Source organism: Bradyrhizobium sp. 1 (assembly GCF_023073315.1).
Lineage (GTDB): Bacteria > Pseudomonadota > Alphaproteobacteria > Rhizobiales > Xanthobacteraceae > Bradyrhizobium.
In genome coordinates, this window is the sequence record NZ_JADPJH010000033.1 from 544,834 (window position 1) to 568,058 (window position 23,225).

Genomic DNA, 23,225 nt, shown 5'->3' on the forward strand with positions numbered 1-23,225 from the left:
ATCCGGTCATTCGCCGCGAAAGCGCGGCGACCTCTTCTGCGCGAATGCATCACGACCCTCCCTGAAGTCCCGGCTGTCGGACGCTTCGTCGATGAGCCGCTGCGCCGTGGCCAGATCGAGTGCTCCCGTCCCCATGGTCATACCGTTCAACATGTACTTGGCACCGGAGATCGACAGCGGCGCGTTGGCGGAAAGGCGTTGCAGGAAACTATCGGCCGCGGCGACGGCGTCATCGTCGTAAAGCTCATCGATTAACCCCATCCGGAAAGCACGTTCTGCGTCAAAGCGGTCGGCCGAATAGAGAATCCGCTTGGCGTTAGACACCCCGGTAAGTGCAAGAAGGCGCTGCACGCTGTTCACGCCGTAGACGATTGAAAGCTTCGCCGCTGGGATCCCGATTTTCGCGCTGCGATCGGCGAATCGGAAATCGCATGCGAGTGCAAGGTGGCAGCCGCCTCCCAAACAGTAGCCGGCAATCGCCGCGACGACGGGCTTTCCCAACGACGCGATTGCTCCCGAACAGGCATCGACCGCGAGTTCGTACGCCGCGGCTTGATGGCGATCTTCTCTTATCCGCTCGAATTCAGATATGTCGGCACCGACAGAGAAATCCGCTCCCGAGCCGCGTAGAACGACGCCGCGAATATCATGATCGCCGCGGAATCCCGAGAAGATGTCGGCGAGTTCTCGCCACATCGCCAGGGTTACAGCATTTTTTACCGAGGGACGATTGAGGACGACGTGCACGACGCCCTCTCGCCGCTCGATTCGGATTTCCTCCACCATTTGCCTCTCTGGAGTCTAGCCTAAGGGGCTCGGACAATCGACCAGCAGCCGGGTCTCGTTACTTGCATAAGTAGACTGATCGTATTGACTGCGTCAAGCCCTAGATCCAACTGACGGAGGGGATCTGACTGAGGTGTTTGACATACTGCTGCCAAGTGGACGCACGCGTTCAACACCAACGCCGCACCATGGGGCCGCTGCGTAATGTCTCGTTCGAAATCGGCATGGATGCCAACACCGAAAAATAACTTCCTGGAACCCGCCAAGCGCGACGTGATCGCCGGCCTGCAGTCCGCCTTTGACCTGCCCTACAAGGGCTATGCCAACCTCGCCCCGCTGATGTCATGGGAATATTCCAGCCACAACGCGTTCACCCGGTGCGGCCCGTTCGGTGCTGGCATTGCCGGAACGATCTGCAACTCCGATGGTAATGTCTCGTACCGGCCGACATGGGCGGTCGAAGTCAATTGCCACATGGATCTCGGCTTCCTGCCGCCCTCGCTGCAGTTCTTTTCGATCAGCGGCCGCCCGGGCTGGTATGGACCGAAGGGCGATTCTAACGGATTGCCTGCACTCTCGGGCCGGCCGCTTCTCAACGGCCTCAAAGTCCGAGCTCAACAGCGAGCTGATCCGTCTGACATTCGATGCCAGCAAGGTCTTCAGGGGTCCGAACTATTCCCACTTCGTCGACCTATGGTCGCCTATCGCTATTGGCAGAACGAGTTCGGACTCGATCACAATGTGATGGCCGGCATCTGCACGCTCGCCGCCAACGGCCAAAGCACCAACTCCCGCCTCGAATCGACCGACTATGGCGCCGTGACCGTGAAGTTCTGACCGGCTGAGCGCTTCCAAGTGATAAGCGACGGCGCCGCGATGCCCCGCGACGCCGTCACCGCCAACCTAGGAGCCCATCACCGACAGTATCTCGCCATCCCAGTCTGCTCGACCAGGAATTGCTGTCGCGGCCGATCGAAATCGAGATTCTCAACTTTTTCCCGAACGACAAACGCATTACTCGATGCAGTTTCGTCGTTGTCGCACTTGAGGCGGAAGACGATAACCTGACACGCGCCAACGCCAGCGAGGAAGGACGACCGCCGATGCTGGCCTTCAATAGATTTATCTTAATCCCCCGATGCACACATCGTGCACACGCGGCCCCTCTAACCTCTCGAAGTCTTGAACTCCTGCTCCAATGCATCGTGGGGCACTTTGAGCTTGCTCCAGCCGGCTGGAGACAGTCAAATCCAAAACGATCGCTTGGCGCCTCAACAGCAGGCAGTCTATCAAAGTGGGCTTGTGGAGCTCGCCCCAGCGGATCAACACGATGCATTCAGCACACAGCTTGACCGAATTTGCGACTGTAATCGAGTTCACCTCTATTTCGTGCTGCCGCCAGGCGGGACGATCATAGGGCAGCCACCTTGATCGATAGGACGGAACGCCTGCTCTGCGGGAATGGTGCTGACGAGATCGTAGAGATCGTAAGGTCCCTTAGAATTTGCAGGTGCCTTTACCCTGAAGAGATACATCGGATGAACCGCTCGACCGTCTGCACGGATTTCAGTGCGACCGAACAGTGGGTCATCGATAGGTGCCGTTTTCATTTGGGCGACTATCGCCTTGCCGGAGAGGCCGCCGATTGACACCGCTGCGTGCAGGAAGGCGAGCGTCTCAGAATAGACGCCAGCATGGTTCATGGTGGGCATCCTGCCACCGTTTCGGTCGGCGAAGCGCCGGCTCCAGGCGCGAGTGTTGTCGTTGAGGTCCCAATAGAAAGCCTCGGTGAGCAGCAAACCCTGCGCGGCTTCCAGGCCTATCCCCTTCACGTCCGTCAGGAACACCAGTAGCCCGGCAAATCGCTGCTTCCCGTCTCGTGCCACCCCGAACTCTGATGCCTGCTTGACGGTGTTGATCAAGTCGTCACCACCGTTGGCGGTGCCGATGACGTCGGCACCGGAGGACTGGGCTTGAAGCAGATACGACGAGAGGTCAGGCGCGCCGAGGGGGGCACGGACATCGCCGAGTACCGTCCCTCCATTGGCTTTGATGACGGCCGTCGCATCGCGTACCAGAGCAGCACCGAGGGCATAATTTGCCCCGATGAAGAACCACCTCAGGCCGCCTTGCTGGACCACTGCTCGAGCGGTCCCGTTCGCCAGCGCCCAGGTGTCGAATGTCCACTGTACGGTCGTCGGCGCGCATTGAGAGCCGGTCAGATCGGATGTCGCGGTGCTCGATGCGAGGAATGCCCTGTCCTTCTCGCGCATGATTTGGTTGATGGCGAGTGCCACGGCTGAGTTCGGTACGTCCACAATGGCCGCAACTCCATCGCGATCGATCCAGGAGCGGGCAATCAGCGCCCCGATATCCGGCTTGTTCTGGTGGTCTCCAGAGAGGATTTCAACCTTTGGAGCGCGGTCCCCGGCCTCCTTCGCGAAGTCCTCGGCCGCCATCTGGGCGGCGATCACTGATCCTTTTCCCGACAGATCCGCGTACGGCCCGGAGAGGTCATTCAATACCCCGATCCGAATTGTGCTCTCGGCTTGAACCTGATGAAATCCACTCAGTGCAGTCGAGACAAGAACGACTGCTACGATACGCGCCCGCATGTTCATCTCGAGTCCTCCCTATTTGTGCAATTGCGGCCTGAGGCTCGCACTTTATTCTTAGGTTATCCCGGGTACTGCGACGCGTCGGCACTTCCGAGCGTACGCCGTACCAGCCATTCCACAACTCCACGGTTCGATGTGTGCTCCGGTGCCAGTGGATCGTGACCATAGAGCCAGTCGAAATAGCTATAGTCCTCGGGATCGCGCTGCCGGAACGCCGCATTGCGGAACATGGCGGATAACCCAGCCGCGTGTGCAACTTCACCGAAGAAGCGCGCAGTCAATTGCACCCGCGCGGTGTGGGCCAACCTCAACGACTGATACGCGTGCAGTCCTGCCTCGCGCTGTTTGGACCGCTCGAGCATCTCCGCCAAGCAAACCGCGTCTTCAAGAGCCTGACACGCGCCTTGGGCGAGGTATTGAAGCATCGGATGCGCCGCATCGCCTACCAGCACGATCGAACCTCGAACCCAACTTTCCAACGGCGGCCTATCATACATCGTCCAACGGCGCTCGCGACCGATCGTCTGCAACGAGGCGCGCACAAAACGATGCATCGGGGCAAACTTTGCGTCGAGCTCCTCGACTGTCCCCCAGTCGTCGCAGCCAGGCTTGTACTTCGTCGAGCGAAACACAGCGACCTGATTGAAGAGCTCGCTGCGTCGAACCGGATATTGGATTAAATGCATTTCCGGCCCAACCCAGCCGACCATGCTGTCCGTGCCTGCACTTTCAGTAATGCGATCAATGGATACCGTCCCGCGATAGGCTACGTACTCCTCACAAACCGGTGCGGCTGTGTCCCCCAGCGCCCGTCGAACCTCGGAGTGCAACCCATCTGCGCCTATCAGAATATCCGTGAGATAGATCGTGCCGTCCGCGCATCGGACCTTCACCGTCTCACCAAGATCGACTACCTCAACTACACGGCGACTTGTTTCCAATGTGACGAGGCTGCTCTGCCGGCAGGATTGCAGCAGATGCATGTGGAGATCGGACCGATGCATCACGGCGTAGGCGTAACCGTATCGGCTCTTAAATCGATCCCCCAACGGAACGGAGGTTATGCGCTCACCGCTGATGGCATCCATCATCAGCAACTGGCGAGGAAACACCGCATCACGGCTTACAGCTTCCAGCACTTGCAGCCGATCCAACGCCCGGAGAGCGTTAGGAGCGAGCTGAAGCCCAGCTCCGATCTCCGCGAACTCGGTGGCCTGTTCCAGCACGTGCACCCGGTGCCCTTTGAGCGATAGCGCGCGGGCAGCGGCCAACCCGCCAATACCGCCGCCAACAACAAGTATCGGAACGCGCCGTTCAGTCGTCATGGCTCCATCCTTACCCAAAATTGGAAACCGGGCGTCACCCTCAAGGCGAGCGAATCGTGACCTCAACCGTCGCAACGCGCTCTACGGACGCGCGCAGGACATCGCCAGCGTGTACAGGTCCGACCCCCTCTGGCGTCCCCGTCATCAGGATGTCTCCCGGCTCTAGCGTGTAGAAGCTGGACGCGAACGCAATCAGCTGAGGAACCGAAAGAATGAGGTCTTTGGTCCGCGCCTTCTGCCGGACCTCGCCGTTGACTGCGAGGGAGATGCCGATGTCGGAAGGATCACCGAACTCGTCGGCCGTAACTAGCCAAGGTCCAAGGACGGTATAACTGTCTATGGACTTTCGGAAGCTCCGTTCCTCCGGACCGCGCAACGTCATGTCGAGTCCGAGCGTGTAGCCGGCGACGTGCTCTAGGGCGCCGGCCTCCGTTATGTCCGAGCCAGACTTGCCTATGACGACGACCAGCTCGATCTCGTGATCATTGCGGCGGTCCGGAAAGCGAAGTGCCACGCCGTCCGAGACACCGACAATTGAGCTGGTCGCCTTCAGAAACAGACCGCTCTCCTGGATCCGAATGACATGCGCCCGCGAGAACGTCTTTGGATCGGCGATCGTCTCGTCCAAATGGGCGAGGTAGTTGACCGGCGCCGCGACGACTTTTCCGGGATTGGCTACGGGCGAAAGAAACTTGACGTCTTCAATCGCTCTGCCGGTGGCGGTGGCCGCCGCTTCGCGCATCGTCGTCAGCAGTTTCGGCAGCGCCGCGATCAGCGGGTCGAAGCGTGGCAACGGGGGCCGATAGGCAGGCATGCCATACAGGACGTCAGTAATGTCTTTGACGACCCCATTTTCAACCACCCCTAACCTGCTGTCGTCGAAATAGCAGATCTTCATGGTTTCTCCTTTGCCCGTGCTTTGCGATGCTCAATGGGCGCGCGAGCGGCTCGCTTTGGCGAGGACAGCTCTGCGGTCACGATCTTTGCTCGGCGCACCAAGCGGCGCAGCAAGTCGAGCAGCAATGAACGTTCGTCGTCCGACAGGTCGACCAGCAGCTCAGCCTCCCTGTCCGGGACGAACTCTTTCACGCGGGCAACCATCCGGCGACCAGCGCTGGTCAGATGTAAAGCGTAAGAACGCCTGTCGCCAACTCGTCGTATCCGCGATACAAGCCCTTTTTCCTCGAGCTTGGTGAGGGCTTCGATCAGCGTCGGCCCCTCGACATCCATAATCTGCGCTAGCGTAGTCTGCATTAAGCCTGGCTGGCTTTCGATCACCAACAGCATGCCACCTTGCATGGGCGTGACGCGGGCCTTCTGATCGCTGAAACTGAGATGCCAATGGAGCGCAAACAGAGTGTGCGCCCTTCGAAGTTGAAAGCCGAGAAGACTACGGATCAACTCTCCCGCCTCGTCCGGGCACGAATTTTTCCGCTCGACATCGTCTGGCTCGTTCGCTTCGCGCGTCATGCGTGCTCCTATCAGGCCGCCTTGCGCTCCTCGCGCCATAGGCCCAATTTCTCCTGAGCGGCTCGATCGGAGCAGCAGAATAGAAAGCAGTCCGTTTCGGCTTGAAACGCTCGCTCGGTCCAGTTTGGAATCGCGAGGATATCTCGCGGTCCAAATGCGATACGCGTGTCGCCGACGCGTGCGACGCCTCGTCCTTCGGCAATCGCGATGACGATCCCGTCGGTGGAGCGGATGGCTTGCGTTGCGGTTCCGGCCGGGAGGTGCGTCATCCAAGATGCGATAGTTGGCATCGCCCAACCGCCATCGACCGGATTGCTATACCGCAACGTGGCCGCCCAATGCGGATCAAGCTTGCCAGCCGCTGCCACAGCCGCAAGAGCCCTACTTGTCCGATCATACGGATAGTTGAAGATGGGCGATGTCTTGCCGAATGGCCCCTTACTCTCCAGCGGTAGCAAGCCGGCACCATAGCGCGCCAACGAGTCACCCTCCGGCCGAACAATGGTTTGGGATATATCGTTGTAGTTCTCGGAAAATCCACCCTCGAAAAAATTCACCATCGGAAGGTCGAGAACGTCCATCCAAATGATGGGATCCTGCGACTCGTTGCCGTGATCGTGCCAAGCCCAGGAAGGCGTGATCACGAAATCTCCGGCCCGCATTGTCGTTCGCTCTCCACCTACCGCGGTGAATCCGCCGCTGCTCTCGAGCACAAACCTTAGGGCCGAAGCCGTATGGCGATGAGCCGGCGCCACCTCTCCTGGAAGAACTATCTGGATGCCTGCATACAGAGTTGCGGTGGCGCGCGATTTTCCGGCGAAAGCCGGATTTTCGAGCACCAGCACTCGTCGCTCTGCCTCCTCGGCAGTCACCAGCGCTCCGGCCTCCAGGAGGAATGGCCGCAACGCGTCGTAGCACCAAATATGTGCTTTTGGGGTGGGGTTCGGCTCCAAAGGCACAAGCCCCCTCAGCACCTCCCAAAGGGGAGCCATATGGCCGCCGTTGATCCGGCGGTAAAACTCTTGGCGCGTTGCCAATATTTCCGGGCTCAATGCAATCGGTTCAGCTGCGGGCGCTTCACTCATTGTTTGTTCCTCCTGTCCCATCCGGCCAGCAGAATCGGCCTCAAGGCGCCGTCGACGCCGCGGGTTCGCGTTAGGCTGCCACGTCGATACATAGGCACCCTATCTAAATTAGTTAGGGACCCTATACATCATCCCGGCAGGTTCGGAAAGTGTCTCGATTAGGGCCCGACAGATTTTATCGGACTTCCAGTGAGCAGCTCGGCGGGAGTAGGATCGACAATCACCTCTCGACTTACGGGCGCAACTCCCCACGCGCACGGAGCGGATCTGCGCGGCGCCGACGCGAGTACGGTAACGTCGACGTACCCACGGCGAGGATCGAGAGCGAGAAGGGATCCGGCAATTGGGCGGTTGGGCCCAAACCCTCACTGACCAACAAGTACGTACTTTCGATCTTCGCTCGCCGTCGCGCGTCGATCGGTCCGACCAACGCAGCGCGGAATTCACGGTGAGCGCAAATGTCACTTGCGCGTATCAGTCGCGCGAGACTGCTGACTGGTCTGAATGATACAATCCGACGTGAGACCGCTCTGAACGTGCTCTACAACCGAGAGCTTGCGCTCCGCCTCGCGATCAATAAAGCACCTCATGCCCCTGCTCGCTTACGAGATTGACGACACCGTTCGGACTCTGATCGACCTCGGTCAGGCACTTGATGATTTCGGCCGTGATGAGCGCCGTCTGGTGTGCCGGCTTGATGACCGCAGGGCCAGGGTCATCGCACTGTATTGTCGGAGCGAGCGACATCGCGTGTCGTGGAGACGCTCACCGCTGGCGACAAGATCGGTTCCTCGAACAAGGTCATTAGCTGATCCTCGGTGATCGCTTCGTGAGCGAAAGCGGGCCGCACCAACGCTCGAGAAACAGTGGTTCGATGCCGCGACCGGCGACGCGAGAATTGATGCTAATCGTCATGGGGATTCCTTGGAGGCTTGCCTTGATAGTACGTTCGATCTCAGCGGGGCAGGCACGGACAGAGGTCTCGAGTGCCCCGTGCGGTTGGTCCCGACGGCAGTCCAGCGGGGCAATGCCCGCCAGCCCAAGAGCTCTGCACATAGCCGGCGAAAAGATAATGTGGACAAATCGTCTGAAATCAGACATACTGGTTCAATCGCGAACTCATTCTTCCCCTTTCGGTCAACATCGCGAAACCCATTTCGCCGGGCGGACGCTGTACGCATCTCGTCCAGCAGGCGTGGAGAGATCTTCGTCAGCATTTCAAGATCGAGTGGTTCAATCCGAGCGCTAAGTTCAAGGATCGGGGCTGCGCGGTGATGGTGCCTCCCAGGCAGATCGGCGTCGATGCCAACATGGTGGACACGGGGGATGGTCCATGGCCGATTTGGGGCCGGCGGGATGCGACTGAAATATCCTAGCTCCGGCGTCCACGTGCCGGCGGAGATCGCCCAGGTGCGCGCCTACGGAGCCGATATCCAACTCCCCGACAGCCCGCGTGAGGAGCCGGAGGCGAAAGACATCCGCCATTCAAACGAGAGACGCCAACGATAACTGGGAGCGACGCGATGAGCCGCAAGAAGTCCGCCACCACTCCTCCGCCGAAACCCGCAGACAGGGCGATCCTGTTCGATCAGCTGAAGCAGATCGCGCAAGGGCTCGGCGAGACCTTCGCTCCCTTCTGCGAAGTCGTGCTGCACGACCTTACGGATCCGAAGAAGGCGATCGTGGCGATCCACAATAACCTCTCGGGGCGCAAGATCGGCCAGCCAGCCACCGAGCTCGGCCTAGCCCGCATCGCGGATCCGGACTACGTGCAGGTGGTCTCCAACTACTCCAACTCGTTCGCGGACGGCAGGCAGGCCAAATCCACGTCCGTCGGCATCAAGGACGCGAGCGGAGAATACGTTGCCGCGCTCTGCCTTAATGTCGATCTGACGCTGTTTCAGGGTCTGCAGAGCGCCATCGGTCAGTTCGTCAGCGTCGACGCCAAGAACGCTCGGCGCGAGTCCCTGAATCCCGCCGGCGCGAACGCCATCCGCGCGCGCATCGATCAGTTCGCGGCTCGGCGGGCGACGACGCCGCGCGCATTAAGCGCCGAGAACCGCCGCGCGCTGCTGAAGGAACTGAAGGACGCAGGTTGCATGGAGGTCCGCCGATCCTCCGAAATCATCGCCGCCCATCTCGGCATCTCTCGCGCGACTGTTTATGCCGATGCAAAATAACCATCAGATGCTGGAGAAGCTGCAGACGCCTTGTCTGCTTCTTGACGAGTCTCGCCTTCGGGCCAACATCGCCCGAATGAAGGAACGCATTGCTGGTCTCGGCGTGGCCTTCCGTCCGCATCTTAAGACGGCGAAATCTCTCGACGTCGCCCACATCGCAATGGCGAGCCCGAAGGGACCGGCGATGGTCTCGACGCTGCGCGAAGCGGAATACTTCGCGGACGGCGGCGTGCGCGACATGATCTACGGCGTGGGCATCGCCCCGGCCAAGCTCGCCCGGATTTCCGCCATCCGAGCGCGCGGTGTCGATCTCGCCATCATCCTCGACAGCGCCGAACAGACGGAAGCCGTGGCGGCTCACATCCGCGCCACCGGCGACCCCATACCCGTCCTGATCGAGGTCGATGCCGACGGTCACCGGTCCGGCATCGCGCCTTCCGACGCCGCTACGCTCCTCGGCATCGGCCGGCGCCTGACGGATGGCGGAGCCACGCTGCGGGGCGTTCTGCTGCACGCCGGCGACAGTTATTCATTGAACGATCCTTCGGCTCTCGCGGCGGCCGCGGAAAACGAGCGCGCATCGGCGGTGATGGCTGCGGAGAACCTGCGTTCGGCCGGTCTGCCTTGCCCGGTCGTCAGCGTCGGATCGACCCCGACCGCGCGGTTCGCCCGCGACCTGACGGGCGTGACCGAAGTCCGCGCTGGCGTCTTCATGTTCGGCGACCTCTTCCAGGCGGGTGTCGGATCGGTCGCGATGGAGGATATCGCCCTGACGGTGCTGGCCACTGTCATCGGCCATCAGCGAGCCAAGCGCTGGATCATCGTGGACGCCGGTTGGATGGCGCTTTCGCGGGACCGCAGCACGGCGAAGCAGGCCGTCGACCAAGGATACGGCGTCGTCTGCGATCCATCGGGCCGGCCCTACCCGGACCTGATCGTCGCCGACGCAAACCAAGAACACGGCATCCTCGCAATAAGAGGAGGCTCGTCTGCGACGTTGCCGAATCTACCGGTTGGCTCACGCGTGCGGATTTTGCCAAACCATGCCTGCGCGACCGGCGCGCAGCACGACCGTTATCACATACTCGACGGCGGCGGCTCCGTCAGCGCGGTCTGGCCCCGCATCAACGGCTGGTAGGAGAAAGGAACTTTCGAGGAAATCGAGCGGATCACCTGCGACGGAGTATCGGCGCTCGCGGGATCTATTCGCGCCGACCGCTTGGAACGGCCTGGTCTTCGCTTCTGCCCAACTGGCCGGGCGCGGCGACGGTACTCAACTCACAAACGCCGACCAGCCGTTCGAGACCGGTGCGCCGGGCGCTCAAGAAATACCGACCATTGTCTACAGAGCGAGTTGCGGCGCGGGCGCGTTCGCCGCCGCAAACCAGCATGCGACCACTGTGGCGTCAATCACCGGCCGGCGAGCGACAGCGGCACGGATGACGCCCGTTCGGGGTTAGGCTGGCCCCTACTCCAGGAATCCATTTGCCTTCATCCAGCTCGCAGCGGGTTGTGGCCAGCTGGTGACCGGCAACTGGCGCGCATCGTGGATGCCAAAGCCATGGCAGCCCCCGCGAACGTGTGGAGCTCACTCGATACACCGAGTTTTTTCAGCGCCTCATGATATTGGATACTGTTCTCCGGCGGCACCGCGGGATCGTCCTTCGCCACCACGACGAATGTCATGGGTGAGTCCTTGGTGACCTGCTGATCCGCGGAATATTCCTTGATCAGTTCGGATGAGGGATCCTTGCCGAGCAGATTGGTGCGCGATTCCAGATGAGTGACTTTGTCTTCCATCGACACGACGGGATACAGCAGCAGCAGGAAATCCGGACGGGCTGACAGACTGTCGGCTGCATCCACCGGAGCATAGACCTTCTTGGCAAACTTGGCGCCGAGGCTTGCGCCCATGTGGCCCGCCGCGCAGGCGCCGAGGAAGCCGATCTTGTTCGGCTGCAAACCCCATTCCGTCGCGTTCTGGCGCACCACAAAGATGGTTTGCCTTCGCGCAGGAGCCGCCTTTCCTGCCGCATCGCATTTGCTTCAACGCGCAATTAGCAGCGATGAAAGGGTTCGAGCTGCAATTCAGTGCAACACGTCGGCTACGTTTCTCAGACCGAATATCATCGGCATCGGTTACGCGCTAGTGGGTCCAAACCCCCCGCCGCCAGGTGTTTCTAGCGTCAGCCGCGAACCCGGCGCCGCCACGAGCGTTTCCCGCGGGTCGATCGGTGCCCCGTTGAGCAACACACGGCCGGTGGCGCCTGGTCCGCCGCCAAGCATGCCCGGCGCGGCCGTGCGCAAGCGATCAGCCATGAACGACATCGCCACCGGCTCGTCGGCCAGCAAATCGAGCTCGAAGACCTGTCCATCACCGCCCCTCGTCTTGCCCGCTCCGCCGGTGCCGCGCCGCAACGCACGGCGCACGATCCGGATCGGCGCCTGGGATTCAATGACCTCGATCGGCGTGTTGGCAAGGTTGCTGGGAAAGCTCAGGGCGGACAAGCCATCCCCTTTCGCACCGGCCCCCTGGCCGCCATTGAGGAATAGCGTCGAGGCGAACCGCCGGCCCTCATGCGCGCCAGCAAGCTGCACGCACCACAAGGGCGATCCCGCCGCAGCACGAACGCGATCCGGGATCACTTTTGCAAGCGCGCCCATCACGGCGGTCGGCAGCAGATGGCCGGTCATGGCGCGCGCGCTCACGGCCGCAGGGAATTTCGGATTGAGGATCGAACCCAGTGGCGCCGTGGTGGTGATGGGCCGAAACGAACCGTCATTGTTCGGGACGGTCGGCGCCAGCACGCATTTGAGCGCATAGGCCGTATAGGCAAAGGTGTAGATCGGCACAACGTTGATGGCGCGCGGCAATTGCGGGGACGAGCCGGCGTAATCGACGGCCAGCGCATCGCCCTTGACCGTGATCCGGCATCGGATCGTGACAGGCTCGATGAAGCCGTCCACCCTGGCCTCATACTCGTAGTCACCCTCCGGCAGCGCCTGGATGGCGCTGCGCATCGCGAATTCGGATCGCGCATGCATCTCCTTGCCGACCGCCACGAGATCGCATTCGGTCTCGTCGAGCATCTCGAGCAAGCGCTGTCCCAGCATGCGGTTTGCGGACACCTGCGCCCACAAATCTCCCAGAACCTGATCGGGAATGCGCACGTTGCTCTGGATCATCTCGATCAGCGTTTCGTTAACGGTGCCGGCGGCGATCAGCTTCATCGGCGGGATACGCAATCCCTCCTCATAGAGATCGCGATTGCCCGGGGAACGAAGGCGGCCGCCGATATCGGGCGAATGCGCGACACTGCCGGCAAATCCCACCAGTATTCCGTCCCGAAACACCGGCATCGCGATGCTGATGTCGGGAAGGTGACCTGTGCCGAGCCACGGGTCGTTCGTGATCATGATGTCCCCGGGCTTCAGCGTGTCGCGCGGAAACTGCCTGAGAAAATGCCGGACTGTCTCGGGCAGCGTGCAGATGAACGAGGGAATGCTCTGGCTCGATTGCGCCAGCAACTGGGCGTCGCGGTCGAGCAGAACGACCGCGTAGTCGTTCGATTCGCGCACGATCGTCGAGAAAGACGTACGCACCAGTGTCGCGGCGGCCTCGTCGACGAGGCTGACCAGCCTGGTCCAGAGGATCTCGAGCGAAATGGGATCAATCATCATTCGCCTCCCAGATGGATCAGCACGCTGAGGTCGCCAAGCACTTCGACATCGGCCTCAACCGGCACGACGACGGTGGATTCCGACTCTTCGAGGATCAAGGGGCCGCGCAACCGCGTCCCGCTGCCAAGCGCATAGCGATCGTAAATCGGCACGTCACTCATGCTGTCTGCTTGCGTGCAGAAGATCGCGCGGTGGGCCTTTGGCCTCGCCGCAGAAGCCGCCTCCCCCGTGGGCCAGACGAAGCGCTTGATGTCCTGCCGCGTCGCACCGACGATCCGCCAGGTCACGACCTCCAGCGATCCCGCCGGCAGCACGCCGCCGTAATTGGCTTCATAGGCCTTGCGGAAAGCGGCATCGAGTTCGGCCGCAAAGGCCGGGCTGATGCTCCGCCAGGGGAAGGACACCGTGAGGTTCGCTCCCTGCCCGACATAGCGCATCTCGACCGAGATCTGCCAGACGACGTCGGCAGGACTGGTCAGCGCGGAGTTGATCTCTTGCTCGGCTTCACGCTTGAGGTCCGCCAGCGTCGTCGCGATCACCTGCCAGTCGACCGTTTCCAGACCTTGTGGTTTGGACCAGGAGCGGTCAACGCGGAACGGCGCTGCGAGAAATCCCAGGCACGAGCCGGCTCCGGCCGCGATCGGAAACAGGACGCGGGGGATGCGCAGCTTGTGTGCGATTTCGACCGCGTGAACCGGCCCTGCACCGCCTGTCGCAACCATGGTGAAGCGGCGGGGATCCTGCGCTTTTTCCGCGATATGCACGCGGGCCGCAGCGGCCATCGCCTCGTTGACGACATTGAAAATACCCTTGGCTACCTCCAGCGGAGTCAAAGACAGACGATCGCCAAGTCGCTGTAGCGCGGCCTCGCTGGCAGAGGTATCGAGCCTCATCCGGCCACCGAGGAAGAAATCCGCGTTGAGATAGCCGAGCATCAGGTCGGCGTCGGTCACCGTAGCGCCCTTGCCGCCTCGTCCATAGCAGGCAGGCCCGGGATCGGCGGCTGCGCTGTCGGGCCCGACTGTCAGCAGACCGAGATCGCTGATGCGCGCGATGCTGCCGCCGCCGGCTCCGATCTCGATGAGGTCGATGCTGGCGATCAGAAGCGGCAGCCCGCTGCCCTTCTTGAAGCGGCGGACCCTGGCGGCCTCGAACGTGTGCACGACCGAAGGCGCGCCGGCCACCACTGTGCAGATCTTCGCCGTGGTGCCGCCCATGTCGAAGGCAAGGACATCGTCGAACCCTGCGGCACGGCCAGCATTGGCCGCGCTCAAGACGCCGCCGGCCGGCCCCGACTCCAGTGTCGTGATGGGCACCTCGGCCGCGATGCCGGCCGAGGTCGAGCCGCCACTCGACACCATGATGCGCAACGGTGCATCGATATCCGCCTGCCGGAGCCGCGCCGACAGCTCGTTCAAATATTTTGCGACGATCGGCTGAACGAACGCATTGGCCGTAGCGGTCGTCGTCCGCTCGTACTCGCGGATCTCGCGGGCGATCCGGGACGACAGCGAGATTGCGATATCAGGCATAGCCACCTTGAGCGCTTCACCTACGCGGATCTCGTTCTCGGGATTAACGCAGGAATGCAGGAACGCGACCGCGACGGACTGGGCACCGGATCGCCTGATCTCCTCGACGACGGCATCGATCGCTGCCTGCCCCGGCGCAGCAATGACGGCGCCATTAGCGGCGATCCGTTCGGCGAGCTCGAAACGGTGCTCACGCGCGACCAGCGGCTTTGGCATCTGGATGTCGAGATCGTAAAGATCGTAGCGCACCTCGCGGCCGATATCGATGATGTCAGCGGTACCCGCGGTTGCGATCAGGGCGGTGCTCGCGCCCTTGCGCTCGATCAGCGCATTGGTCACGAGCGTGCTGCCGTGGACGACTTCGGTGACGGCGCCCGACGGGCTGCCGCTTCCGTTGACGTGACGCACCGCGGCCAGCAGGTCGTCGACCACATCGGCAAGCGCCTCCCCCGGATCGGCTTGGGTCGTCAGGCGCTTGGCCAGCCGTATTTCGCCTGTGGCCGCATTTTCAATGACGCCGTCGGTGAACGTGCCGCCAATATCGATCGCAATCCGGTAGCTCATGGCTGTCGCCCGCAAATTCCTTGGTTCGTCACAGGTCGCGCGATATGCATCAACGTCCCTCAAATTTCGGCTTGCGCTTGGCCGCGAAAGCGGCCCGGCCTTCGACGTAGTCATGGCTGGCATAGACGTCGTCCGCCAGCCTCTGGCAAAGCGCGAGGTCTGCGGGCGCGTCGCGTCGCATCGCCTCGTTGATGGTCATCTTCGCTGCGGCGAGGCTGAGCGGCGCCGCCATGGCAAGCTCACCTGCGAGCTCGGCGACGTCGCGGAGAAGCGCCTCACGCGAGGGCGCAAGCCGATGCACCAGCCCGATATCCACGGCTCCTGCGCCGTCGATCTGGCGTCCGCCCAGGACCATCTCGCGCGTGCGCGCCGGCCCGATCACGTCGAGCACCTTGACGACATCCTCGTAGCGATATGGCAGTCCCAACTTGACGGCCGGCACCGCGAACCGGGACGCCGGCGTGCAATAGCGGAAGTCGCACAGCAGCGCGAACTCCAGTCCGGCACCAAGGCAATAGCCGTCGATCATGGCGAGGGTCGGCTTCGACAGTTTCGCAAGGCGCTCGCAGACGCTTCGTTGCAGCTGGTTATAATGCTCGATCTGCGCCGGCGTATTGCGAACCCGATCGAACTCGGACACGTCATTGCCGGAGCAAAAGGCGCGCCCGCCGGCACCGGTCAGAATGAGAACGCGCGCGGCCTGATCCGCCGCAACCTTCTGCAACAGGTCTGGCAGCGCCTGCCACATCGCGAAATTCATCGCGTTGTGCTTCGCCGGATTGTTCAGGGTCAGCGTCGACACCCCGTCGTTTGTCGTGAGCTGCAAAGACTGCAAGGTCATTCTATCGGTCCAGGAAGCCTAGATGACATTTTGCGCGCGCAAGGCGGCGATCTGTTCGGATGCCACGCCGAACTCCTTCAACACGGCATCAGTGTGCTCTCCACGCTCCGGCGTCGGTTCGGCCCGTCGCGTCCCGCGGCTGAGCGAAAAGGGACTGCGAAGCAGATCGAGAGCGCCGAGCCGCTTGTGCTGCACCCGCAGACGCATATCGAGCGCTTCGACCTGGGGATCGGAGAACATCTCGTCGACCCCATAGACCGGACCACAGGGCACCCCGGCCTTGTTGAGGAGGTCGACCCAATGGCCGACCGGCGCCTTAATGAAGCGCTCCTGGAGAATCCCGTTCAACGCGTCACGATTTTTCGACCGCAACGCCTCCGACGAGAATTCCGGCCGGTTCACGACGTCGCCGAGTTCCAACGCGGCGCATATCCGGCGCCACATGGATTCGCCGCCACCTGCGAGGTTCAGAACGCCGTCGCGCGCCCGAAACAGGCCGGTTGGAATGCTGGTGGGATGGTTGTTGCCGGCCTGTCCCGGACGCTCCCTGTCGATCAGCCATCGCGTCGCCTGGAAGTCCATCATCGCGATCTGCGCCTCCAGGAGGGAGGTGTGCACCCATTGACCTTCGCCGGACGCCTCGCGTTCCAGCAGCGCGATCAGAATGCCGATGGCGGCGTAAAGCCCCGTCGACAGGTCCGCGACCGGAATGCCGGTCCGCACCGGCCCCTGCCCCGGCACCCCCGTCACGGACATCAGCCCGCCCATCCCTTGCGCGATCTGATCGAAGCCGGGTCGGCGCGCATAGGGTCCAAACTGACCGAAGCCCGATATGCTGGCGAGCACGATGCGCTTGTTCACGGCTCTGAGGCTCTCGTAATCGATGCCAAGACGCTCTTTCACGTCTGGGCGATAATTCTCGACCACCACGTCAGCCTGTGCGACGAGCGAATAGAACAGCTCACGCCCCTCCGGCCGCTTGAGATTGAGGGTGATGCTGCGCTTGTTCCGGTGCGTATTCTGGAAATCGGAGCCGTCGCGTTCGCCGCCCATCCCTTTCGAGCTGTCGACGGCTTCGGGTGCCTCGATCTTGATGACGTTGGCACCCCAGTCGGCGAGCTGACGGACGGCGAGCGGGCCTGAACGAACCCGCGTGAGATCGAGGACAGTAAAGCGCTGGAGAGGCATGGACACGGCGTTTTCCTGGTAGTGCGCGCTTAATCGATCCTGATCTGCGCGGCTTCGATGACGTTATTCCACTTCGCTGTCTCGCTAGCGACGAACTCTTTGGCATCCGCCACGCGGTTGCCGACGATAGCCGCGCCGAGCTTCTTGAAGCGCTCGATAACCTCGGGCTCGGCGAGGATCTTGCGAATATCAGCGTTGAGCTTCTCGATCGTCGCGGGCGGAACACCGCCGGCAACGGCGATGGTGAACCAGGCCGTTGCGTCGTATCCGGGAACGCCGGCTTCGGCGATCGTCGGCAGGGACGGCAGGCTCGGCGACCGGGTCGCACTGGTGACGCCGAGCGCCCTGACGGTGCCGCTCTCGATGAACGGCAGCGCCGTCGGCAGGTTCTCGACCATGAGCTGGATCTGACCGGCGACGAGGTCATTCAGCGCTGGAGCGCTTCCCCGGTACGGGACGTGGGTCAAATCCACCTTCGCCTTCAGCTTGAACAATTCCGCTATCATGTGGGTCGACGAGCCATTGCCGGCCGATCCGAAATTGAGCGCGCCGGGCTTCTCTCTGGCCAGCGCCAGGAACTCTTTGACATCCTTCGCCGCGACGGACGGATGCACGATGAGCACGTTCGGCACCTCGGCAAGGATCGTCACCGGCCGCAGATCTTTGTTCGGATCATACGGCAGGCTCTTGTAGATCTTGCTCGCGGCATGAATCCCAATCGTGCCGAGCAACAGGACCGACCCGTCGGCCGGTCCGCGCGCCACCGCATCCGCACCGATATTGCCGCCGCTGCCCGGGCGGTTTTCGACAATGATCTGGTTGCCGGTAAGCGTGCCGAGTTCCTGCGCGACGATCCGTCCGAGAACGTCGGCGGTGCCACCGGCTGCAAACGGGACGATCATGCGCATCTGATTGGCGTGAGCCAACGAGAGTGAGAGGGGACTGCACAGGACGAAGGATATGACGACCGAAATCAACCTCACCGTTGAGGCTCCTTTTTGAAAGAGTGGCATCTATCCCGGCAAAGCCCGCACACAGCTTGCGGGCCGGAAGCAATACTAGACAGAGCGTTGCTATCTCGGCCAATCGATTTGAAAGCCTGCGCTATGCAGAAATGATATACAGGCCCCCGGTGAACGTGGACATCGCAAGCCGGGCGGCACGGGGGCAACGCTCAGCGTTTTCCGCTTCGAGACGGCCGCGCGTCGTTCCTGAAATGATCGGTGACCTGCGCGATGAACTCGGAGGCAAGAGCCGACATCGAGACGTGCCGGGGAGAGGCTACGAATATCTTGACGCCGATCGTCGGCTTGACGGGAACCACGCGCAGCCGGTCCGCGAACACGGACGCGATGTATGGATTCACCACGCCGATGCCGGCGCCGACCTCGGCGAGACGGCAGATGGTGGCCGAGTAGGTCGTTTCGATCACCGAGCTCGGCACCACCTTGGCCTGTGCAAGCGCCCGGCGCCACTCGTCGCCCAGATCGTCCTGCCGGTCCAGCGTCAACAACGTCTCGGACTGGAAATGGCGTGGCCCGACATGCGCGTTCGCCGCAAGCCGATGCAAACGGCTCATCACGCAGACCGCGGCCACTTGATCGACGACCTTGGTCTGGAGCTGCGCGCCCTCGAGCTGGAGCGAGTTGGTCGTGACGCCGAGGTCGTACAGCCCGTTCAACAACCCCTCGCGGACGTCGTAGGAGCTGATCGTCCGGAGCGTAATGTGAACGTCAGGGTGGCGAACCTTGAACCTCGCCATGACGGCAGGCATGACGCTCATACCCAGCGCCGGCGTACAAGCCACGCGCAGGCGCCCGATACCCGAGCGTCGCAACAGCACCAGCGTTTCCTCGATGGCCTCCAGACCGAGGAAATTCCGCTGCACGGCCTCGAACAGCATGACCGCTTCCGGCGTCGGACGCAAACGGCCGCGGTCGAGTTCGAACAGCTTGAGTTTCGCCGCCGACTGAATCTGCGCCAGCGATCGGCTGATCGAGGGCTGCGTTGTATTGAGCATGTTGGCAGCCGCGATCGTCGTGCCGGTCAGCATGACCGCGCGGAAAGCCTCGATCTGACGAAAATTCAGGCGCGCCGACACACCCCGAGCCCCAGTTATGACGATGCGTCATATATCCACAGCACGGGACGGCATGGCAACCGGGCGTGGGAAGGCCGCCAGCCGGCCGTCGAGGTTCGCCTCTAGCGGGGAACGTCCGTCATGCGCTCCAGCTTCTGCAGGCAACGCGAGGTGAGGACCACGGCCGGCATGTCCTCGTCGGGAAAGTTTGTCTTCCAGTCGGTGACGCCGACCTCGCCGACATACATGTCGCCTCTGGAGTCCAGTGCGATCCCATGCGGCGCGAGGAACTTGCCGCTGGCAAGACCGGGGCCATCCTCGCCGCCGAGCCGCGCGATGCGCTTGCCCTTGGCGTCCACGATCGACAGCCGCGGGCCGAGATTGGGCACCTTGCGGTTGACCGGCATAGCGGGGCCGAGCTCGCCAATGACGAAGGTGGGATTCCTGCCACCGCCGCAACAGCACAATGCGCACGGCCGGTGCAGATTGTTCCACTGGGTCTCGTACTTGCCGTTGGGGTCGAACACCTGCACGCGATGGTTCTCGCGATCGGCGACATAGACCCAGCCATCGGCATCGGCGACGATATTGTGCACGATGTTGAATTGGCCAGGATCGGTGCCGGGCGCACCCCAGCTCTTGATCAGCTTGCCGTCCGGCGTGAATTTGTGGATGCGGGCGTTGCCATAGCCGTCGGAGACGTAGATCTCGCCCTGCGGCGACAAGGCCGTGTGGGTGCAGCGATGGAAGGGATCGCCACTCATGAACGGCGCGGGCTCTTGGGGGACGCCGATCGTCAGCAGCACCTTGCCGTCCGTCGTGCATTTTCGCACGGTGTGGTCGCCGTCGTCGGTGCAATAGAGATTGTCGTCGGTATCGATATGCAGGCCGTGGGCGCGGAAGAATACCCCCTCGCCCCAGCTGCGCAGGAAATTGCCGTGGCGGTCGAGCACCACCATCGGATGGGCGCCGCGATTGAAGACGTAGATTCGATCCTTGCTGTCGACCGCGACGGAGGCGACGTCGGTGAGCTGCCAGCCATCCGGTAGCTTCGCCCAATTGTCGACGACGCGGTAGCGGTGCTCGCCCGAGCCGAGAATGGCTGCCACCTGATCCCCATCATTGCAAGTGTGAGACGCAGGACGGCCTAGCCGAACGTGCAGCCCTTGGATTCCAGCACCTTGCCGATACCGGAGAGTTCGAGGATGTCACCGCCGGCCTTGAGCGCCTTCATCACGCCGGCTTCCTTGTCCTCACGCGCCGCCGACTTGACGCAGACGTCGGCGATGTTTTCCTTCGGCACAATCACGACGCCGTCGTCGTCGGCACTGACGATATCGCCGGGACGGACGGCAATGCCGCCGATGACGATCGGCTGATTGATATAGCCGAGAGTCTCCTTGACGGTGCCTTTCATGCAGAGGCCGTAGGAGAAGACGTTGAAGCCGGTGTCACGCACCGCAAGGCCGTCGCGAACACCGGCATCCGTGACGAGGCCAACGATGCCCTTGGCAACGCAGGCCGTCGCCAGCACCTCGCCGAAGCCGCCCTGCTCGGGATGATCGCCCGCGCTCACCACGAGCACGTCGCCGGGCTTGGCCAGCGAAATCGCCGTGATCAGCATCATGTTGTCGGCTGGATGGCAGCTCACCGTCAGCGCCGGTCCGCAGGCGCGCATCCCCGAATAGATCGGCTTGATGCGGGAGGTCAGCGCGCCCAATCGCCCCTGCGCCTCGTGAAGGGTGGACGGAGGAAACTTCTTGATGCGCTCGACAAGCTCGGCGGCGGGCCGATCGAATGTCCTGATCACATGCACCATGATAACCTCCTTGCGGTCGCGATTTCTGTTACACCTCCATAACCAACCGCCCTGGAACGGCAAATTCAGATTTTAGGATTGCCGCATCGTGTTTCGTTATGGCTCGTCCTTCGGCCCGTCCAGAGGCGACGCTAGGCCGTCCGTGACGATGGCACCCGAGCCGAGGGGAAGACCGAACGGCCCCCACGTCTTGACGATGATCTCGAGCAATATCTTGTAGACAGCGAATGCCGCATCGGACAACGCAGCGTTATCGGAAATGCAAAGCGACATCTGCTGCGAGGCCGACGGCGCGTTGATCCGTCGAATGCAGAGTTCGTCGAGGTTGGGCAACTCCCTTGCGATCGACATGGGCAGCACTGCCGCCCCCACGCCGGCTGCAATCGCCGCAGAGAGGGTCGATTGGGAATGGATCTCGGCGACGATGCGCGGACGGAGCCCCACCTCGGCGCAGACCCGCTCGACCGTCTGCCGCAGGAAGGACTCCCGATACGGAAGCAGCAGGTCGAATTGCGCGACCTCCGCCGCCGAAACTTCCTCCGGAGGCACCTGGTCCGGAAACGCGCTGCGCGGCGCGACGAGATAAAAGTACTCGCGCATCAGCGGCTTGTAATCGAGACCGGTCACTGGGCGATCGCCGTAGAGGACAGCCATGTCCATGCTGCCCTTCAGCATCATCTCGCTGAGCATGACCCCGGAGCTATCGTAAATGTGCGGCACGATGCCGGGATAGCGTTGGCGTACCTGCATCAGCAGCGGGGTCGCCAGCAATGCCGCCGAGCTGAGCGGCGCCAGACCGATCGTGACGTTGCCGGTCAGCTCCGGCTTGTTGTCCAGAATGGTGCGCCTGGCCTCTTCGATCTGCCGCTGGATCGACTTGGCATAGCGGTAGAGGATCCGTCCGGCCTCGGTGGGCTTGACCCCGCGGGCGCTGCGGTCGAGCAGCTTGCACTTGAAGTCCGCCTCCAGGCTCGCAATGTGCTGGCTCAGTGCCGGCTGGGCGACATTCAGCACCTTCGCCGCGCTCGTCATGCTGCCGAGATCCACGACCTTGATGAAGGCCTCCAAGCGTTTCGTATCCAATACGGCGTCTCCGGATATTCAGTCAGGAAGCAGTGCAGCAGCAATAGGCTGAAGCTATGGGATCAGAAGGAATTGTTCTTACCACTGGGAACTTGAGGGGCCTATAGCTAGTGCTGACCCGTCCGCCGCTCGCGTCGCAGCCGGTGCCACCAGCGGGTTGGACGGTAGCAGAGGAGCCCTCGCGGATGGGATTTTCGGACTATCGGACGGCCTTGGTGACGGGCGCATCCTCCGGAATAGGGGCTGCGACAGTTCGCCGCCTGCGTGCGGAAGGGCTCGAAGTCTACGCCGTGGCCCGCGACGCCACCCGCCTGAGCGCCCTGTCCGCGGAGACCGGATGCCGCCCCTGCGCCGTCGACATCAGCGACCTCGACGCGCTTGCGGCACTGGCGAAGTCGGTCGAGTTCGACGTCCTGGTCAACAACGCCGGCCAGTCCCGGCGCGGCAATATCCTGGATACGACAGCTGAAGACGTCGACGCGCTGATCGACGTCAACCTGCGCGCAGTCCTGCATCTGACGCGACTGATCGTGCCCGGCATGGCGCACCGTGATCGAGGCCACGTCGTCAACATCTCCTCCATCGCCGGCCACTACGCATTTGGCGGCGGAAACACCGTGTATCACGCCACCAAAGCGGGCATTCACTCGCTGTCGCAGCAGTTGCGCGTCGATCTCTACGGGACCAGGGTTCGCGTTACCGAGATATCGCCGGCCCGGGTCGAGACCGAGGTTTTCGGCCGGCTGCTCGGTGATCTGGCCGAAGCCAAGCGTCGCTTCTTCGACGACTATGATGCACTCCAGCCCGAGGACATCGCCAATTCAATCGCATTCGCGGTCGGATCGCCGGCGCGCATGAATGTCGCATTCATGGAAGTCCTGCCGACCCAGCAGGTCGTCGGCGGCCTCAATTTTGCACAGAAGAGCCGGCCGCCGGCCGAGTGACGAATGAACGCCCCGAACTCGACAGGTCG

Annotated in this window: 20 protein-coding genes and 1 pseudogene; 4 read left to right on the forward strand and 17 right to left on the reverse strand. The window is 62.3% G+C overall.

Features of this window, described 5'->3' with window-relative positions; all coding sequences use genetic code 11:
* Positions 1 to 6: 6 nt before the first annotated feature.
* On the reverse strand, positions 7 to 786 hold the full coding sequence (locus IVB29_RS27560; protein ID WP_249806700.1) for an enoyl-CoA hydratase-related protein: 780 nt from the start codon (positions 784 to 786) through the stop codon (positions 7 to 9).
* Positions 787 to 954: 168 nt separating this feature from the next.
* On the opposite strand from IVB29_RS27560, the pseudogene IVB29_RS27565 reads away from it, so the two are divergent.
* A pseudogene (locus IVB29_RS27565) lies at positions 955 to 1,623 on the forward strand (hypothetical protein); the annotation flags it as partial.
* 545 nt (positions 1,624 to 2,168) lie between these two features.
* Here IVB29_RS27565 and IVB29_RS27570 read toward each other — a convergent pair.
* From IVB29_RS27570 to IVB29_RS27595, 6 genes are all read right to left on the reverse strand, one after another.
* Positions 2,169 to 3,407 (reverse strand): ABC transporter substrate-binding protein, encoded by a 1,239-nt coding sequence (locus tag IVB29_RS27570; protein ID WP_247506547.1) that lies wholly within the window; start codon positions 3,405 to 3,407, stop codon positions 2,169 to 2,171.
* Positions 3,408 to 3,463: 56 nt separating this feature from the next.
* Complete coding sequence (locus IVB29_RS27575; protein WP_247506548.1) at positions 3,464 to 4,729, reverse strand: FAD-dependent monooxygenase; 1,266 nt, start codon at positions 4,727 to 4,729, stop codon at positions 3,464 to 3,466.
* A 40-nt stretch (positions 4,730 to 4,769) separates the two neighbouring features.
* A complete protein-coding gene (locus tag IVB29_RS27580) occupies positions 4,770 to 5,627 on the reverse strand; it encodes a fumarylacetoacetate hydrolase family protein (RefSeq protein WP_247506549.1) in 858 nt (285 codons plus the stop codon).
* Positions 5,624 to 6,199: a MarR family transcriptional regulator gene (locus IVB29_RS27585; RefSeq protein ID WP_247506550.1), complete on the reverse strand. Its 576-nt coding sequence runs from the start codon at positions 6,197 to 6,199 to the stop codon at positions 5,624 to 5,626. The genes IVB29_RS27580 and IVB29_RS27585 overlap by 4 nt, the downstream gene beginning before the upstream one ends.
* A gap of 11 nt (positions 6,200 to 6,210) precedes the next feature.
* Complete coding sequence (gene gtdA / locus IVB29_RS27590; RefSeq protein ID WP_247506551.1) at positions 6,211 to 7,284, reverse strand: gentisate 1,2-dioxygenase; 1,074 nt, start codon at positions 7,282 to 7,284, stop codon at positions 6,211 to 6,213.
* A 573-nt stretch (positions 7,285 to 7,857) separates the two neighbouring features.
* Positions 7,858 to 8,031 carry an aldehyde dehydrogenase family protein gene (locus IVB29_RS27595; RefSeq protein WP_247506552.1) on the reverse strand — a complete coding sequence of 58 codons (174 nt, stop codon included), beginning with the start codon at positions 8,029 to 8,031 and terminating at the stop codon, positions 7,858 to 7,860.
* A gap of 776 nt (positions 8,032 to 8,807) precedes the next feature.
* On the opposite strand from IVB29_RS27595, the gene IVB29_RS27600 reads away from it, so the two are divergent.
* Positions 8,808 to 9,464: a PAS domain-containing protein gene (locus tag IVB29_RS27600; protein ID WP_247506553.1), complete on the forward strand. Its 657-nt coding sequence runs from the start codon at positions 8,808 to 8,810 to the stop codon at positions 9,462 to 9,464.
* Positions 9,448 to 10,602, forward strand: coding sequence for a DSD1 family PLP-dependent enzyme (locus tag IVB29_RS27605; protein ID WP_247506554.1), 1,155 nt, complete (start codon positions 9,448 to 9,450; stop codon positions 10,600 to 10,602). Before IVB29_RS27600 ends, IVB29_RS27605 begins: the two co-directional genes overlap by 17 nt.
* A 353-nt stretch (positions 10,603 to 10,955) precedes the next feature.
* Here the strand turns inward: IVB29_RS27605 and IVB29_RS27610 are convergent, their stop codons facing one another.
* From IVB29_RS27610 to IVB29_RS27655, 10 genes are all read right to left on the reverse strand, one after another.
* The gene (locus tag IVB29_RS27610) at positions 10,956 to 11,456 is read right to left on the reverse strand and encodes an alpha/beta hydrolase fold domain-containing protein (RefSeq protein WP_247506555.1); all 501 of its coding nucleotides are present in this window, start codon (positions 11,454 to 11,456) and stop codon (positions 10,956 to 10,958) included.
* A gap of 147 nt (positions 11,457 to 11,603) precedes the next feature.
* Positions 11,604 to 13,145, reverse strand: a complete 1,542-nt coding sequence (locus IVB29_RS27615; protein ID WP_247506556.1) for a hydantoinase B/oxoprolinase family protein — start codon at positions 13,143 to 13,145, stop codon at positions 11,604 to 11,606.
* Positions 13,142 to 15,241: a hydantoinase/oxoprolinase family protein gene (locus IVB29_RS27620; RefSeq protein ID WP_247506557.1), complete on the reverse strand. Its 2,100-nt coding sequence runs from the start codon at positions 15,239 to 15,241 to the stop codon at positions 13,142 to 13,144. Before IVB29_RS27620 ends, IVB29_RS27615 begins: the two co-directional genes overlap by 4 nt.
* 49 nt (positions 15,242 to 15,290) lie before the next feature.
* On the reverse strand, positions 15,291 to 16,082 hold the full coding sequence (locus IVB29_RS27625) for an enoyl-CoA hydratase (protein ID WP_247506558.1): 792 nt from the start codon (positions 16,080 to 16,082) through the stop codon (positions 15,291 to 15,293).
* A gap of 18 nt (positions 16,083 to 16,100) precedes the next feature.
* Positions 16,101 to 17,270: a CaiB/BaiF CoA-transferase family protein gene (locus IVB29_RS27630; RefSeq protein WP_247506999.1), complete on the reverse strand. Its 1,170-nt coding sequence runs from the start codon at positions 17,268 to 17,270 to the stop codon at positions 16,101 to 16,103.
* A 29-nt stretch (positions 17,271 to 17,299) separates the two neighbouring features.
* Positions 17,300 to 18,172: a tripartite tricarboxylate transporter substrate binding protein gene (locus IVB29_RS27635; protein WP_247506559.1), complete on the reverse strand. Its 873-nt coding sequence runs from the start codon at positions 18,170 to 18,172 to the stop codon at positions 17,300 to 17,302.
* 272 nt (positions 18,173 to 18,444) lie between these two features.
* On the reverse strand, positions 18,445 to 19,371 hold the full coding sequence (locus IVB29_RS27640; protein WP_247506560.1) for a LysR substrate-binding domain-containing protein: 927 nt from the start codon (positions 19,369 to 19,371) through the stop codon (positions 18,445 to 18,447).
* Between the two features lie 101 nt (positions 19,372 to 19,472).
* Positions 19,473 to 20,459, reverse strand: a complete 987-nt coding sequence (locus IVB29_RS27645; protein WP_247506561.1) for a peptidyl-alpha-hydroxyglycine alpha-amidating lyase family protein — start codon at positions 20,457 to 20,459, stop codon at positions 19,473 to 19,475.
* A gap of 38 nt (positions 20,460 to 20,497) precedes the next feature.
* The gene (locus tag IVB29_RS27650) at positions 20,498 to 21,169 is read right to left on the reverse strand and encodes a 4-carboxy-4-hydroxy-2-oxoadipate aldolase/oxaloacetate decarboxylase (protein ID WP_247506562.1); all 672 of its coding nucleotides are present in this window, start codon (positions 21,167 to 21,169) and stop codon (positions 20,498 to 20,500) included.
* A 96-nt stretch (positions 21,170 to 21,265) separates the two neighbouring features.
* Entirely contained in the window at positions 21,266 to 22,252 is a 987-nt protein-coding gene (locus IVB29_RS27655) for a LysR substrate-binding domain-containing protein (protein ID WP_346731308.1), read from the reverse strand.
* Between the two features lie 185 nt (positions 22,253 to 22,437).
* Here IVB29_RS27655 and IVB29_RS27660 point away from each other — a divergent pair, with 185 nt between their 5' ends.
* Positions 22,438 to 23,196, forward strand: a complete 759-nt coding sequence (locus IVB29_RS27660) for an SDR family oxidoreductase (protein WP_247506565.1) — start codon at positions 22,438 to 22,440, stop codon at positions 23,194 to 23,196.
* Positions 23,197 to 23,225 lie beyond the last annotated feature (29 nt).

Coding starts and splice junctions, on each gene's coding strand:
- IVB29_RS27600 (WP_247506553.1), top strand. CDS start 8,808: ATGAGCCGCAAGAAGTCCGCCACCACTCCTCCGCCGAAACCCGCAGAC.
- IVB29_RS27620 (WP_247506557.1), bottom strand. CDS start 15,241: ATGAGCTACCGGATTGCGATCGATATTGGCGGCACGTTCACCGACGGC.
- gtdA (WP_247506551.1), bottom strand. CDS start 7,284: ATGAGTGAAGCGCCCGCAGCTGAACCGATTGCATTGAGCCCGGAAATA.
- IVB29_RS27635 (WP_247506559.1), bottom strand. CDS start 18,172: ATGATCGTCCCGTTTGCAGCCGGTGGCACCGCCGACGTTCTCGGACGG.
- IVB29_RS27585 (WP_247506550.1), bottom strand. CDS start 6,199: ATGACGCGCGAAGCGAACGAGCCAGACGATGTCGAGCGGAAAAATTCG.
- IVB29_RS27575 (WP_247506548.1), bottom strand. CDS start 4,729: ATGACGACTGAACGGCGCGTTCCGATACTTGTTGTTGGCGGCGGTATT.
- IVB29_RS27605 (WP_247506554.1), top strand. CDS start 9,448: ATGCCGATGCAAAATAACCATCAGATGCTGGAGAAGCTGCAGACGCCT.
- IVB29_RS27660 (WP_247506565.1), top strand. CDS start 22,438: ATGGGATTTTCGGACTATCGGACGGCCTTGGTGACGGGCGCATCCTCC.
- IVB29_RS27630 (WP_247506999.1), bottom strand. CDS start 17,270: ATGCCTCTCCAGCGCTTTACTGTCCTCGATCTCACGCGGGTTCGTTCA.
- IVB29_RS27650 (WP_247506562.1), bottom strand. CDS start 21,169: ATGGTGCATGTGATCAGGACATTCGATCGGCCCGCCGCCGAGCTTGTC.
- IVB29_RS27570 (WP_247506547.1), bottom strand. CDS start 3,407: ATGAACATGCGGGCGCGTATCGTAGCAGTCGTTCTTGTCTCGACTGCA.
- IVB29_RS27625 (WP_247506558.1), bottom strand. CDS start 16,082: ATGACCTTGCAGTCTTTGCAGCTCACGACAAACGACGGGGTGTCGACG.
- IVB29_RS27560 (WP_249806700.1), bottom strand. CDS start 786: ATGGTGGAGGAAATCCGAATCGAGCGGCGAGAGGGCGTCGTGCACGTC.
- IVB29_RS27595 (WP_247506552.1), bottom strand. CDS start 8,031: ATGTCGCTCGCTCCGACAATACAGTGCGATGACCCTGGCCCTGCGGTC.
- IVB29_RS27580 (WP_247506549.1), bottom strand. CDS start 5,627: ATGAAGATCTGCTATTTCGACGACAGCAGGTTAGGGGTGGTTGAAAAT.
- IVB29_RS27615 (WP_247506556.1), bottom strand. CDS start 13,145: ATGATGATTGATCCCATTTCGCTCGAGATCCTCTGGACCAGGCTGGTC.